Source organism: Pontibacter toksunensis (assembly GCF_042686245.1).
Lineage (GTDB): Bacteria > Bacteroidota > Bacteroidia > Cytophagales > Hymenobacteraceae > Pontibacter > Pontibacter toksunensis.
Window position 1 is genome coordinate 76,386 of the sequence record NZ_JBHUOX010000019.1, and the last position, 15,436, is coordinate 91,821.

Here is a 15,436-nt window from a genome sequence, read left to right on the forward strand (position 1 = left end):
TATGGAAGTGATAGCGCTGCGGGAAAAAATACCCTGCCTTGACCTGAAAGGTCAGCATCAGCAAATTAAAAAGGAGGTTTTTGAAGCTTTCGAGAGAGTATATGAAGAGACTGCTTTTTCTGGTGGTCCTTTCGTGGAGGAGTTTGAAAGAAACTTTTCGTCTTTCTGCGGCACAGGATATGCAGTAGGCGTAAACAACGGAACATCTGCTTTACATCTGGCCTTGCTTGCTTTAGGTATAGGAACTGGGGATGAGGTGATTGTTCCGGCCAATACATTTATAGCCACGGCCTGGGGAGTGACTTACACAGGTGCTATACCCGTTTTTGTAGACTGCACCCCCGACACCTGGCAAATAGATGCAGCCAAAATTGAAGAGAAAATTACTTCCCGGACAAAAGCTATCATAGGTGTGCACTTATACGGTCAGCCTTTTGATGTGGTGGCCTTAAAGTCAATTTGCAGGAAATTTAACCTGTACCTGCTCGAGGATGCAGCCCAGGCGCAAGGTGCCAAATTCAAAGAAACCCCGGTTGGAGGTTTTGGAGAGATGGCGTGTTTCAGTTTTTACCCGGGTAAAAACCTGGGAGCCTGTGGGGAAGCTGGAGGAATTACAACGGGTAATGAAGCTTATTACAAGCACCTGCTTAGCCTGAGAAACCATGGCTCTAGGGTTCGCTACTACCATGATGAGGTTGGTTATAACATGCGGATGGGAGGACTTGAAGCCGCCTCTTTGAACGTGAAGTTGAAGTACCTGCCAGGCTGGAACAGCCGCAGAAGAGAAATTGCAGAGCGCTATCAGTCTGAGGTCAAGAATAAGCATTTACAGATGCAGCATCAACCGGAATGGGCAGAATCTGTATATCACCTTTTTGTGGTGACAACAGAGGACCGCGATGGACTGTTGAAGTATTTGAACCATAACAATATTTACCCAGGGTTGCATTACCCTGTGCCGTGCCACCTGCAGAGAGCTTATGCCCACTTACAATATAGAGAAGGGGATTGCCCTAACGCAGAGTACCTGGCCAGCCACTGTCTGTCGTTACCCATGTATGCTGAGTTGTCGGATGAGGAAGTAAGTTATGTGATCAGCGTGCTTAACTCTTATGAACATGGCTAAAAAGAAGCTGATTATTTTCCCTTTCAATGGGAACGGCCTGGAGGCTCTTGATTGCATTAGCTTTGACTCGTATGATCTTGTTGGTTTTGTGGATGACAACCCGTTGAAGAAGTCCGAAGACTATGAGATTTATACCCGTGAAATCTTGCACACTTTCAAGGAGTTTTACGTGCTGGCAGTTCCCGGAAGCCCAACTTCATTTCGGAAAAGGAAGGAAATAATTAGCTCACTTGGTATTGCTAGCAGCAGGTTTATTACAGCCACTCACCCTAATGCTTCAATTGGTAGAAATGTGAAAATCGGAACCAATTGCCTCATAATGGCTGGGGTGGTACTCACCAGTAATGCCCGAATTGGTAATCATGTCTGTATTTTACCAAATTCAGTTATTCATCATGAAAGTGTGGTGGGCGACTATACATTAATCGGGAGCAACGTGGCGGTGGCAGGCGGCACCATTATAGGTAGCAACTGCTACATCGGAAGCGGCACAAATATTATAAACGGCATAAGTATAGGTGACGCATCACTGATAGGCTTGGGAAGTAATATTCTTACGAATGTACCAGATGATGCAAAAATGGTCGGAAACCCAGCCAGAAATTTAAATGCGCAAGTAAATAAGGTAGTGCTTTAGAGTTTTTACATATGACGAAGGTATCTGTAATCATTCCAGTTTTCAACGAGTCAGAAAACATTGACCATCTGGTGCACGAGTTAAACTCATACTTTCGAGATGAGACGAGGTTTTCAGCGGAAATAATCTTTGTGAATGATGGATCCTCGGATGACACCATGGCTAAACTTAAAAAGGCCCCTCATCATTCCTACTCGTACAAGATAATTGGATTCTCCAGAAATTTTGGCTCACATGCTGCATTAAGAGCAGGTATTTTAAGGGCGAAGGGAGACTATATCACTTTTATGTATGCTGATCTTCAGGACCCACTTACACTGGTAAGCCAACTGTATGATGAGATGGAGAGAAAAGGGGTAGATATCACCTGGGCATTTAGAAACTCAACGGCCGCGGCTAAGACCGAGAAGTTATTTTCATCTGCCTATGCTGCCTTGATGCGCAAATATGCTGTCCCCAATTTTCCTAGGAGGGGATTTGATGTCGTTATGTTCAGCAAGAAAGTAAAGGCATGTCTGGATTATAATATTGAGAACAACTCATCTATTTTTATTCAAATTCTTAGTCTTGGCTTTAAGCAGTCAAGCATCACTTACAGCAAGTTAGCTAGGACTGGAGGGAAGTCAAAATGGACACTGTCTAAAAAAGTAAAACTGCTCATTGATTCTTTCGTTGCTTTCTCCTTTGCCCCTATTCGTTTAGTTTCTTTTATCGGTATTATTTTCTTCCTGCTTGGCATTATATGGACAGGGTATATTGTCTTCCGCAAAGTTATGTTCGATGATTTAGAGAGTGGGTGGCCAGCACTGCTATCTGTCCTGATGGTAGGATTTGGTATTACCAACGTATCTTTAGGCATCATTGCAGAATACCTTTGGCGCACTCTTGATGCTAGTAGAAAAAGACCGGTTTTCGTAATAGATGAAGTAGTGGAAGAAGTTTTACAGCCCATACTTGATACTAGATTACTAACGGATATAAAATAATTTTTAAGAAGAATTGAAATATCCCTTTTGTCCTGCTTATGATTATAAGTAGTGAAAGTATTTCGTTAAATTATCAAAATTATGAAAATGGCTGAAGTTGAAAAAGATCAAATAGAGAGCGGCTTCCGTTCTGTTCTGTCTCATCCGATAGTATATCAAACCTTCCAACGACTGATAGGGATAGATTTAGCTTTCAAAAACTATATTAAAGACATTATTAAACCTGATGCTAATTGCCGCATATTAGATATAGGTTGTGGAGAAGGATATATTTTGAATTTTTTACCAAAGGATATAACCTATGTAGGTTACGATTTAAGTGCTTCTTATATAGACTATGCAAAAAAGCGATTCGGTAGTAGGGGAACATTTATTAACGAAAGGGTTAACGAAATGACGAATACTAAGAATTCATTATATGATATTGTGCTAGCAACGGGGTTGTTACATCATTTAAATGATGAGGAAGGTAAAAATTTGTTTAAAGTAGGCGCTAGTTGTTTGAGACCAGGTGGGGTTATGTATACTTATGACAACACTTATTGTCAGGGGCAATCACTATTAGCAAGATATTTGAGTTCGAAGGATAGAGGGCAGCACGTACGTTATCCAGAGCAATATTGCGAGATTGGTAGAAGTGCTTTTAAAAAAGTAGAAGTTATAGTAAAGCACAATATGATTAGAATCCCCCAAACTATCTGCATCTTAAGATGTACTAACTTTTGATAAAAGTATTTTTATTAAAAGAATTGCTTGTAAAACCCTGATAGACAAACTCCATTGATATATGCTTATGATGATTCTATATACTATAATATATGCTACCTTAAGTGTTTCAGGTGTTTCATTAATTAAATGGCAACTTAATGAAAGAAAATTGGACACACTTGATGAGTGGATTTCATTTGCTTTTAACTTTTATTTTGTTATAGCTTCCCTTTTAATTGTCCTTTCATGGTTGGTTTTATTTAAAGCGCTGTCAACGAATAGTCTTTCTCTTATAATTCCTATTGCTACAGGTTTTAATTTTATACTGACCATCTGCGTTGGCTATTACCTTTTTCATGATAAGCTTTCTCTTGTTTCATTTGTAGGCTTTGTTATGATTATTGGTGGAATAGTTATACTTAGTTTAAATAATCAAGCTCATGCATAAGAAAATCCCTAAATGTAAAGTAATTGTTACCGGTGGTGCAGGTTTTATCGGTTCTCATTTAACTGATAATCTCCTTTCTGCAGGGTATGCTGTAAAAGTTCTGGATAACCTGAGCAATGGATCACGTGACAATCTTGCAGAGGCTATTACTCAAGACCACTTCACCTTCATTGAAGGAGATATTTTAAACAAGCAGGTGTGTCAGGAGGCAATGCAGGAAGTTGACTATGTCTTCCACCTAGCGTGCTTAGGTGTTCGTCATTCCTTACACAGTCCCTTTGAAAACCATAAGGTAAATGCCGAGGGAACACTAAACATTTTGGAGGCCGCTAAACGTTCTAATGTACAGCATTTCTTCTATATTTCAACCTCTGAGGTTTACGGACGTACTACGGACTTTCCTATAACTGAAAGTTCTCCAACCAATCCCCTTACTGTATATGGTGCTAGTAAACTTGCAGGTGAGCACTACACCAAAGCCTTTCATGAGTGTTATCAGCTTCCAGTTACAGTTCTTAGGATCTTCAATAATTATGGACCACGTGCACATTATGAGGGAGATGCGGGCGAAGTCATACCGAGAAGTATAGTGAGGATATTGTATGAAAAGCAGCCTGTTGTTTTCGGTGATGGCAGTGTAACCAGAGATTTCTTTTTTGTAAAAGATACAGCGGCAGCTTTAGTAAAACTTTTGGAGATGGCTAGAACACCAGAACAGGAAGAAATAGTAGCAAAAACGTTTAATATTGGTACAGGTACAGAGATAAGTATGAAGGAACTAATGGAAAAAGTGCTTCATAAAATGGGTAAAAACAATTTGACAATAGCCTTCAAACCTGATAGACCCGCTGATGTTCCCCGCCTGTGGGTAAAGGCTGATAATTTTACAAAATTTACTGGTTTCAAACCTTCCTATAGCTTTGATAAAGGATTGGAGGAAACAATCAACTACTATTCACAAAAAATAGAAGAAAGTAACCTGCTGAATGAAGTTCAAGAAGTTAATTGGATAAAAGAGAACGTATGATACCTATCGCAAAACCTTACCTGACAGAAGAAGAAGCACAAGCTGCTTATGATACCATCCTTACTGGATGGACCACCCAGGGACCAAAAGTGCAGGAGTTTGAGGAAAAGTTTGCCGCCTACACAGGGGTAAAGTATGCTGTAGCAGTTTCTAACTGTACTACTGCTCTGCACCTTTCCATGATAGTTGCCGGTGTCGGAGCAGGGGATGAGGTTATATGTCCGTCAATGAGCTACATTGCTACGGCAAATGCAATTAAGTACGTTGGTGCAACGCCTGTTTTTGCCGAGGTACAGCCAGAATCCTATAACCTGAGTCCTGTTGACGCTGAAAAGAAGATAACGGATAAAACCAAAGCCATTCTGATTGTGCATCAGATAGGGATGCCTGCTGATATCGATGCTTTTAAAGAATTGAGCGAGAGGTACAATTTAAAGCTGATTGAAGATGCAGCATGTGCTGCCGGCTCTGCTTATAAGGGGAAAAAGATTGGTTCTAATTCAGAGCTAGTGTGTTTTTCTTTCCATCCCAGGAAAGTAATTTCAACAGGTGATGGTGGTATGATTACCACGAACAGAGAAGATTACTATAGAAGATTGAAGCTTTTAAGGCAGCACGGCATGTCTGTGAATGACCGGGTGCGCCATGAAGCCAATAAAGTCATTTTTGAGGATCATGTAGAGGTTGGCTATAACTACCGTATGACAGACATACAGGCTGCTGTAGGTATAAAACAACTGGAGAAGCTGGATTGGATAGTATCGGAGCGGCGAAAAGTTGCCGCAACTTATAACGAAGCATTCAAAGATTTAGATTTCATTCGTTTACCTTCAGAGAAAGAGGGGTATTACAGTAACTATCAGTCCTACAGTATATATCTAAAAAGGGACTGCCCTCTGGACAGGAACTCACTTATGCAAGAATTGCTCGATAAAGGAATTGCCAGTAGGAGAGGGGTAATGACTTCTCATAGGGAAACAGCTTATAAAAATATTCAAGGAAACATCAATTTGCCCGTCTCAGAAGATTTGCAAGACAACTCTATTATACTGCCACTGTACGTGCCCATGAAGGAGGATGAAGTTACCCATGTGATTGATTCATTTTTTAATATTCTTATGGCTCCTAGAGTTTTAACTTACTAGAACAACTTACTTTCAAGACTAAAACATATACAAGCCATTTCTGATTGATTAAAAATTATACGCCTGAAGTTTTTTGAAAGAACCATTATCAATTAAATGTTGCTATTGATTCTGTTATTCATTAATCAATAGCTTTAACCCGCCCCTAGCACTTACAAAGAAGGGAACACCAGTAGACAGGTAAAACACAATGCGCATAAACAACTAGATATGGGTATAAAGCGTCACTTCTGGACTTTAATGAAGCTCTGTAACACATGATATAATAGCGCTATCAATAATATTCATTGTAGTGTAACTTCCATACGCTTTAAATAATTTATAAGCAAATCCATTAATACATTTTTCATACAAAAATGTATTAATGGATTTGCTTTTGTTATAGCTTTTAGCTTTATTTATAAAGTTATATTAAATAATATAATTGTTAAATGGTGGCATCTGTTTCAGGCACCTGCACAACTTATTCAGAAATCTTAAAACATTCCTGCATCTTTTGTAAAACTTAGAATGAATACTTATGATAGTTAAACTCTTCTATATTATAATTCTTTTACTTTCATTCTCATGTTCACAGAGAAATTTAACTTATTTGAGTGATCTACAGGAACAAACAACAAATATAGAAGATATAACTAATGATATTGAAGCAAGAATTCAAACTAATGATTTGCTTGATATCTCTATCAATAGTTTAAGTGCTGAGTCAAACATATTATTCAATAGAGGAGTTATACAAACCAGTAGTTCAAATGGAGGTCTAACATCTACAAAGAATGAAGCCTATCTAGTTGACAAGAAAGGTTATGTTACTTTTCCAGTTTTAGGTAAAGTGCGTCTTGCTGGATTGACAAAAGAAGAGGCAATAGATACCCTAACTACTGTTTTTAGTAAATATGCTCGTAATCCAATCGTTACTATTAATTTTACAAATTTCAAAGTAACCGTTATCGGAGAAGTATCCAGGCCCTCGACCTTCAATGTTCCTAGTGAAAAGATAAACGTATTAGAAGCACTTGGACTAGCAGGTGACATGACTCCTTATGGAAAGAGAGAAAATGTTTTGATAATAAGGGAGCAGGAAGGGAAAAGAATTACCACTAGGGTTAATCTTAATAGCAAGGAGGTGCTTAATTCTCCTTACTTCTACTTAAAGCAGAATGATATCATATATGTAGAACCAGATAAAGTTAAGGCTGTTCAGGTAAGTGAGGGAAGAAGCAATGTACAATATGGTATATCCATAGGACTTGCTTTGGTGTCATTAGTAGCTATTTTAGTGTCTCAGGTATTTTAACTTTAGGAGGATATGAGTAATAAAGAATTGTTTCCACTAAAAAAAGAACAACCTGATGCTAAGGATATAAACGAAATATTGAGAAAATATTTAAGGTATTGGTATTTGTTTTTAACTGGAGGTATACTTGGCTTAGGATTAGCCTATTTATACTGCTTGTATTATACAGTACCACAATATAGTATAAGTAGTACAATATTATTGAAAAGCAATAATAATGATTCTGATGTAGGAGGGGTAGGAGAATTCGGTTTGATGAAATCCACCAAAAACATCAACAATGAAATTGAAGTAATGTACTCTTTACGTTTAATGCAACGGGTAGTAAGAGAGTTGAATTTATCTACAAGATATCTGGTAGAGGGTAATGTAAATGATGTTGAAGTATATGGGAAAGATGTACCAATTAAAGTCATCATAAGCAATTTTGATTCTACTGCTTTTGGAATGTCAGTTGCTATTGTTCTTAAGTCTGGAAGCGGATATGATCTTGTGGAAGAAAATGATACTAAAGTTCCTTGCAAACTTGGTCAACAGATTATCAGACCCTATGGAAGTTTTACTGTTGTTGCAGCAACTGGTGTTTCGTCTTCCGAACTTCCCATAGGCCAGAAAATTACTGTTGTCTTTCAGAATATAAAGAGTGTAGCACAATATTACAATCGACAACTGCAGATTACTCCAAAGCGGGAAGATGCAAGTGTATTAAGAATAAGTTTAGTAGATCCCTTGCCTGATAAAGGAAAGCATATAATTAATAAGTTAATAGAAACATACAATAAGGAAGCTATTGAAGATAAGAATCTTCAGGCAGCCAGTACTATAGATTTCTTAGACGAACGTCTTAAATATATTACAACAGAACTAACTGAAGTAGAAAAAGATGTAGAGAGATATAAACGCGAGAACGAGTTGACGGATGTGAGCACACAGGCTTCACAATACTTGGAGCAAGCAAGCGGATACAACAGTAAATTAGCGGATTGGGCTATTCAAACTGATATACTTGAGTCTATTGAAAAGTATATAAGTATCAAAGAAAACCGGCACAAAATGATACCTAGTACCCTTGCCATCCAGGATCCTACTCTTTCAGGACTTATAGCAAAATTTAATGAATTGCAGCTAGAGCGTGAACGAATTCTGAAAAATGCTTTTCCAAATAATCCTTTAGTTCAAAACATTGATGAACAACTGGAAGATCTTAGGATTAACATAAAGGATAACCTTAATAATGTAAAAAACAGCTTGATCATTACAAGCAATAATCTTAAGGCAAGTTCAGGACAATATCAAACAAAGATTAGTAAAGTGCCTTCTATGGAGAGGGAATTGCTTGAAATTAACAGACAGCAGTCTATAAAGCAAAATCTGTATCTTTACCTTCTTCAAAAGCGTGAGGAATCTGCTCTTTCCTTGGCTGCAAATATTTCAAACTCTCGAGTGATTGATCCGGCTATAGCAACCGATTACCCAGTTAGTCCTAATAAGAATTCAATTTATTTTATGTCATTTCTATTAGGCTTAGTAGTCCCTTTTACTGCTATTTTCCTTAAGGATTTGTTTAATACTAAAGTTCAAGACCAGCGTGATGTTGAGCAATTAACAGCTACTCCCATTCTAGGTGAGCTAATGCATAATAGTTCTTCTGAAACACTTGTGGTAACAAAGGGTAATCGTTCACCACTTGTCGAGATGTTCAGACTTATCCGTGCAAAACTTCGGTTTGCAGCTGTTGACAAGCAAAATAAAGTTATCTTGATCACATCAAGTATGAGTGGTGAGGGCAAAACTTTTTTTAGTCTCAATTTAGGAGCTACTTTGGCTTTAACTGGTAAAAAGGTAGTGTTGATGGAATTAGATCTGCGTAATCCTCAACTTTCTAAGGAACTAGGACTAATACATGGGCCAGGAATAGCAGATTATTTAGTATCGGAAAACGGTGTGACTATAAATGATATAGTAAAACCATCGAAGGTAAATTCAGACCTTTTTGTAATTCGCTCTGGCCCTATTCCTCCTGATCCTGCTGAATTAATGATGTCTCCTAAGCTAGCTTATCTTATCAATGAACTGAAAGAAAGCTTTGATCATATCATAATTGATACGCCACCTGTTGGCCAAGTCGCAGATGCTTTTTGCTTAAGTTCTTTGGTAGACTCGACTATATACCTAGTACGATTTAATTATACTTTCAAAAAACAACTTTCAATCATTGAGAATATCTATGTGAATAAAGAATTAAGTCACCCGATGATTGTGCTTAACGATGCAAAGAAAGGCAATGGAAGCAACTACGGTTATGGCTACGGTTACAGCTATGGTAATTACAAGAATATGACAAATGAGAAGGTTTAAAAAACATTCCATGGGAATTTTTACCAATGCCAAAAAGGCAGCTTGTAGCACAAAGTTATATGAAAACGCTTAAGCAACAGATAGATGCTAATCCAAGTATCACCAAAGCAGTTAAATGGGGGAGGTTAATAACATTAACTGGTGCTGCGCAGGTAGTGGTGCAGGCAGTGAGTTTTATATGTGGAATCTTGGTTATACGCCTACTTCCTACACATGAATATGCTCTATACACAATAGCTAATACGATGCTAGGAACAATAACCGTTTTAGCAGATGGTGGAGTGTCAACAGGGGTAATGGCCTATGGTGGTAAAGTACATAATAACCGCGAAGAACTTGGGCGCGTTTTAGCTGTAGGCTTTGATTTAAGAAAAAAACTTGCTTTTGGCAGCTTACTTATAGCCACCCCTGTTTTATTATTCCTGCTAAAACATAATGGGGCTAGTTATTTCACATCCTTATTGATAGTAGCATCCCTTATACCTGCTATAATAACGATATTGTACAGTAGTTTATATGAGGTTGTTCCTAAACTGAAGCAAGAAATATTACCATTACAAAAGATACATATTGTTACTTCTTTTGGTCGCCTTAGCCTGTTAAGTATAAGTCTATTCGTATTTCCTTGGGCCTGCGTTGCCATACTTGCTGCAGGTTTACCCCAAATTTGGGCTAACTCAAAACTGCAAAGACTATCTTTTAAGTATACAAGCCTCAGCCTAAGAGTTGATCCAGTGATCAAGAATGAAATATTAAGTATTGTAAAACGTATTTTACCCAACTCTGTTTATTACTGCTTTTTTGGTCAAATTAGTATTTGGCTCCTTTCAATCTTTGGTTCAACTGTAGCTGTTGCTCAAATTGGGGCTCTAGGTAGGTTATCAATGGTCATAAATATATTTTATGTTCTGTTTTACACCCTTATTTTGCCCAGATTTGCAAGGCTTAACACAGAATCTAAAATATTGCTAAAGCGATTTTTGCAAATCCAATTTGTGTTGTTGCTTCTTAGTATTAGCCTCGTTTTGTTTGTGTTGCTGTTCTCCTCTGAGTTAGTGTGGTTATTAGGGGAAAATTATTCTAATCTGTCGATAGAACTGCTCTTATTTATGATAGGTGCCTGCGCAAATTTTATAGCAGGTGTTACATATCATACTTGCTCAAGTAGAGGCTGGGTGCTTTCCCCATTCGTTTTAGTACCTGTTAGTGTTATAGGCATCATATTTAGTGCATACCTATTTGATGTTTCAAGCTTGCAAGGTATTTTACTTCTGAACATTTTTATAGCTGTGCTGCAATTGATTATGAATGAGGTTTATGCTGTTTGCAAATTGATTGGTATAGATAAACATGATTTGCAGAGATTTATTAAGTTTTGAAATTATATTAATGAAGTTTAGGGTAAAGCCCAATAGCTCTATTTATACTGAAAAATAATCACATTTATGACATTTAATATTTAAGCAGATAGTATTTATCGTGCTAAAACAACGGAGCTAATTCTAAGATTAGATGCAACTTAGAGCGGCAATAAACAGCTTTATCTCTAAACGTATAAATTTATTGTGATGGATCTAGGTCATAAAAAAATTATAGTACTAACACCTGTTAAAAATGAGGCATGGATTTTAGAGCGTTTCCTGCAGGTTTGTAGTTTTTTTGCTGATCATATCATTATTGCCGATCAGTTATCAACAGATGGCTCACTAGAGATATATAAAAAGTATTCCAAGGTTAAAGTTATAAAAAACGAGAAGAGGGTTTACAATGAGAATGAAAGACAACTTCTATTAATTAGCACTGCTAGAAGACTTTATGGGTTAGGAAATATCCTTTTAGCAATAGATGCTGATGAAATTCTAGCTGCTAATGCTATGCTGACAGATGATTGGCAAAAGATGATCGAAGCTCCCTTGGGTACTGTTTTGTACTTTGAAAAACCTACTTTTTATAAATCTACTAATACTGTTATACGCTATGATGGCAATGGCTGGCCTTTGGGTTATGTAGATGATGGAGCAGAACATAAACCCTCTCCTATTCATAGCACCCGAATACCAACTCCTTCGTATGCTGCAAAATTCTATCTAAAGGAAATTAAGTTTCTGCATTATGCTTTAGCTAGACTCGATGCTCAATTCTCTAAAATGAGGTTGTACAGTATGATAGAAAATATAAACTGTAGTAAATCTCTGCGTGTAAGAAGAAGAGACTATAATTCGAAGAATGATTTCAAAACTGAAGGAGATAGGCATGAGATATCCGATAGTAAATGGTTTGCGGGTTGGGAAAGGAGAGGAGTAAATATGCACACGATCAGCGGTAGTGACTTGTATTGGTACGATGTGGAAGCTCTTGAGATGTTTAAAACTTATGGGGTGAGGCGATTTTATCAAGATGATATATGGGAACATGATTGGGAAAAAATGCGTGTTAGTTTAATAAAAAATGGTAGCAAAGATTTACCCAATACCCCAATCGTTCCACCTAATATAATATATAGGTTTATTATCAGACTATACTTTAATTTTATAAATAGATCAATAAAAGATATAAAGAGGATTATAAAGATTATTAAAAGGTAATTTCTGGTTTATAATACTTTCAAGATTGCTATAGAATAAACCTCAAGAGATGATACAGAATAGTTACTTGAACTAAAGTAATAGGATACATCAATGCAACATGTTCTAAAAATTGTCTTTATAACAGGTTCTTTACAACCAGGTTGCGATGGCGTGGGTGATTATACTCGCCTGCTTGCAGGAGAATTAATAAGACGAGGTAGCAGAGTTGGTATCATAGCATTGAATGATTTTTTTATCAAAGAAGAGCTGAATAGTGTTCAATTATGTGGCTTATTAGAAATACCTTTACTTCGTTTGCCTTCATTTTTAACCATGAAGGAGCGCTTCAAAAAAGCTAAAACATGGATTGATGATTTCGATCCGGAATGGCTGAGCCTTCAGTATGTTCCTTTCTCATATCATTCAAAAGGTTTGCCATTCGGATTGAGTAGAAAATTGGTTTGGCTAGGTAAAGGAAAGCGTTGGCATGTGATGTTTCACGAGTTGTGGGTTGGTATGAATGTCAGGGCATCAACAAAGGAAATATTATGGGGAAAGCTTCAACGAGTTATCATATGTTCTTTGGTAACTCATTTGAAACCAAGCATTATCCATACGCACTCCCAACTGTACCAGAAACAATTAATGAATTGTAGAATAGACGCAAGCCTTCTTCCTTTATTTACCAATATACCACCTACAGACGCACTTCCTGAACAATTGATAGGTATGTTAAAAAAAGAAAAACCGAATACTTGGGTTCTCTTTGGAACAATTCATCCAGGCGCTCCAGTAGAGTTTTTTGCAAATGAGGTTTCAGAACTTGTCAGGGAGGGTATGGTGCTATCATCCTTGACTATTGTGGGTCGCTGTGGAACTGAGCAGGAATATTGGGCTCATGTATGGAAAGATGCAGGCTTGGTTATAAACATATTAGGGGAGCAAAGTTCGGAGCAAATTTCTTTGATTATGAGTAGAGCATCTCTGGGGATCGTAACGACTCCTGCAGCTTTGGCAGAAAAAAGTGGAGCAGTGGCGGCAATGCTTAGTCATAATTTACCTGTTTTATGCGTATCCAAATTTTGGAAGCCACCAGTACACCTTCTTGTTGAGCCGCCTAGTGGTGTAATGGAGTACATTCCGGGTAATTTGAAGGCATGTCTACAAAAGAGACAGATTATAGATTCTTCCAATACCGTTGCGAACGTCTCTCGCCAGTTTGTTGACTCCATTTTAGGTACCTTTTGATATGGCAAGTTTACATTATCTATGGGAACGACGGGCAAGGTTCCCTATAAGATCGGTTAATTTTTTCCGAGCCTGGGGCAAACGTTTTTTTTCAATGCCTGAACTTTTAGGGCGAAATAGTCGCCGGATGCAATTAGTGAAAGCAGGTGCTACTATACACGAAACCGCAGAAATAGGGGAAGTTGCCGTAGAAGGGCGTAAAGAATTGCTCAAGGTAGGTCCCTTATCTTTCCTTGGGCAGGTATATATGGCCCTTCATGATCAGATTGAAATTGGTGAAAGGGTTTGCATCAATGATGGTGTAGAAATTCTAACCGCTTCTCATGACCTACATGATCCAAATTGGAATCTTGTGAAGAAAACGGTCATAATAGAAGATTATGCCTGGATTGGAACAGGTGCTATGATACTTCCAGGAGTTTGTATAGGGTATGGTGCAGTTGTTGGTGCCCGAGCAGTAGTTAGTAAGTCTGTTGCACCTAGAACCGTTGTTGTTGGTAATCCAGCAAAGCCGATTTCGAAAATGCGCTGCAGCGAGTTGAATTATAACCCCTGTGAGTTTTTGGCAGCAAACAGGGCTTGGCTTTTAGGATAAACGTCAAAATATTTATTGCGGAATCTAATGAAGTTAATTTTCTCTCATCCTACAGGCAATGCTAATGTCCGCTCCGCAGCATCTGGGTTCATGGATGCAAAACTATTAGATGCATTTCATACTGCAATCGCATCTTTCCCCGGCAGTTTACTGGATCGTCTGGGAGGAATAAGCCCTTTTTCTGAGATACGTAGACGCCGTTTTGATCCGGCTCTAAGACCAGTTACTCATACGTGGCCCTGGTATGAGATAAGCAGACTTGCTGCATCAAGAGTGGGTTTAACAAACCTTACTGAGCATGAGAGAGGGCGATTCTGTATAGATGCAATCTATCAGGATCTGGACCGGCGCGTAGCAAGCAGCCTGCAAAGTTCGTGTTATCGGGGAGCGAGTGTGGTCTATGCGTATGAAGATGGCGCTGTCGCAACTTTTCGTGCAGCAAAGAAATTTGGATTGCAGTGCCTGTATGACTTGCCAACAGGTCACTGGAGGGCTGCAAGGCGTCTATTGGAGAAGGAGTATGAACGCTGGCCAGAGTGGATACCAACAATGTCAGGATTCAAAGACTCTGACGCAAAGCTAAAACGAAAAGACGAAGAGTTGATCTTGGCTGATCGCATCTTTGTTGCTAGCCGTTTTACGGCAAAAACGCTTGAGGAATGCCCATTTAGAACTGCACCAGTAGAAGTTGTTCCATATGGTTTTCCTCCAACTGCTGGTCCAAAAGTATATGAAGCGTTGTCTGGTTCACGTCCTTTACGACTCCTATTTGTAGGGAAGCTAACGCAGCAGAAAGGAATCGCTGATCTTTTCGCTGTAGCAAAAGCTTTAGGAAGCCATGTTGAACTTACTGTAGTTGGGCATAAACCTAATAATAACTGTGGTGCTTTAGATAAAGCATTAACTACGTGCAGATGGATTCCTTCCTTACATCATGAAGGAATACTGAAACTCATGCGAGAAAATGACATTTTAGTATTCCCCTCATTGTTCGATGGGTTTGGGCTTGTAATCGCTGAGGCCATGTCTCAAGGTACTCCGGTCATTGCCTCAGATAGATCTGCTGGTCCTGAACTAATCAGTCATGGACACAATGGGTGGATAGTAGAGGCCGGATCAACTGTTTCGCTACAGGCTGTAGTAGAAGAGGTACTTCAGCGCCCGGAGATGATCGCTGAAGCCGGACAAGAGGCATTGAGAACAGCAAGTAACAGAACTTGGGAAGGATATAAAAGAGAATTAACAGCGGCAGTATTAAATCATGTTGCTTAATTAGAACAGTAAAAATAAGAGC

At 38.4% G+C, this 15,436-nt stretch carries 14 protein-coding genes; all 14 read left to right on the plus strand.

What is annotated here, in order from left to right:
- The first annotated feature begins 1 nt into the window (after position 1).
- Complete coding sequence (locus tag ACFS7Z_RS20515; protein WP_377488767.1) at positions 2 to 1,126, plus strand: DegT/DnrJ/EryC1/StrS family aminotransferase; 1,125 nt, start codon at positions 2 to 4, stop codon at positions 1,124 to 1,126.
- Entirely contained in the window at positions 1,119 to 1,763 is a 645-nt protein-coding gene (locus tag ACFS7Z_RS20520; RefSeq protein WP_377488770.1) for an acetyltransferase, read from the plus strand. Before ACFS7Z_RS20515 ends, ACFS7Z_RS20520 begins: the two co-directional genes overlap by 8 nt.
- 11 nt (positions 1,764 to 1,774) lie before the next feature.
- Complete coding sequence (locus ACFS7Z_RS20525) at positions 1,775 to 2,749, plus strand: glycosyltransferase (RefSeq protein WP_377488773.1); 975 nt, start codon at positions 1,775 to 1,777, stop codon at positions 2,747 to 2,749.
- 87 nt (positions 2,750 to 2,836) lie between these two features.
- Positions 2,837 to 3,475, plus strand: coding sequence for a class I SAM-dependent methyltransferase (locus tag ACFS7Z_RS20530; RefSeq protein ID WP_377488776.1), 639 nt, complete (start codon positions 2,837 to 2,839; stop codon positions 3,473 to 3,475).
- Between the two features lie 67 nt (positions 3,476 to 3,542).
- The gene (locus ACFS7Z_RS20535) at positions 3,543 to 3,905 is read left to right on the plus strand and encodes a hypothetical protein (RefSeq protein WP_377488779.1); all 363 of its coding nucleotides are present in this window, start codon (positions 3,543 to 3,545) and stop codon (positions 3,903 to 3,905) included.
- The gene (locus tag ACFS7Z_RS20540; protein ID WP_377488782.1) at positions 3,898 to 4,932 is read left to right on the plus strand and encodes a GDP-mannose 4,6-dehydratase; all 1,035 of its coding nucleotides are present in this window, start codon (positions 3,898 to 3,900) and stop codon (positions 4,930 to 4,932) included. The genes ACFS7Z_RS20535 and ACFS7Z_RS20540 overlap by 8 nt, the downstream gene beginning before the upstream one ends.
- Positions 4,911 to 6,077, plus strand: coding sequence for a DegT/DnrJ/EryC1/StrS family aminotransferase (locus ACFS7Z_RS20545; RefSeq protein ID WP_377488785.1), 1,167 nt, complete (start codon positions 4,911 to 4,913; stop codon positions 6,075 to 6,077). The genes ACFS7Z_RS20540 and ACFS7Z_RS20545 overlap by 22 nt, the downstream gene beginning before the upstream one ends.
- Positions 6,078 to 6,597: 520 nt before the next feature.
- On the plus strand, positions 6,598 to 7,374 hold the full coding sequence (locus ACFS7Z_RS20550) for a polysaccharide biosynthesis/export family protein (protein ID WP_377488788.1): 777 nt from the start codon (positions 6,598 to 6,600) through the stop codon (positions 7,372 to 7,374).
- Between the two features lie 12 nt (positions 7,375 to 7,386).
- Positions 7,387 to 9,732, plus strand: coding sequence for a GumC family protein (locus ACFS7Z_RS20555; protein ID WP_377488791.1), 2,346 nt, complete (start codon positions 7,387 to 7,389; stop codon positions 9,730 to 9,732).
- Between the two features lie 59 nt (positions 9,733 to 9,791).
- On the plus strand, positions 9,792 to 11,111 hold the full coding sequence (locus tag ACFS7Z_RS20560) for a polysaccharide biosynthesis protein (protein ID WP_377488794.1): 1,320 nt from the start codon (positions 9,792 to 9,794) through the stop codon (positions 11,109 to 11,111).
- Between the two features lie 189 nt (positions 11,112 to 11,300).
- Complete coding sequence (locus ACFS7Z_RS20565; RefSeq protein ID WP_377488797.1) at positions 11,301 to 12,317, plus strand: glycosyltransferase family 2 protein; 1,017 nt, start codon at positions 11,301 to 11,303, stop codon at positions 12,315 to 12,317.
- 93 nt (positions 12,318 to 12,410) lie between these two features.
- Complete coding sequence (locus ACFS7Z_RS20570; RefSeq protein WP_377488800.1) at positions 12,411 to 13,547, plus strand: hypothetical protein; 1,137 nt, start codon at positions 12,411 to 12,413, stop codon at positions 13,545 to 13,547.
- Positions 13,548 to 13,641: 94 nt separating this feature from the next.
- Positions 13,642 to 14,142, plus strand: a complete 501-nt coding sequence (locus ACFS7Z_RS27445; RefSeq protein WP_449301467.1) for an acyltransferase — start codon at positions 13,642 to 13,644, stop codon at positions 14,140 to 14,142.
- Positions 14,143 to 14,169: 27 nt separating this feature from the next.
- Positions 14,170 to 15,414, plus strand: a complete 1,245-nt coding sequence (locus ACFS7Z_RS20580; RefSeq protein ID WP_377488803.1) for a glycosyltransferase — start codon at positions 14,170 to 14,172, stop codon at positions 15,412 to 15,414.
- Positions 15,415 to 15,436: the final 22 nt, after the last annotated feature.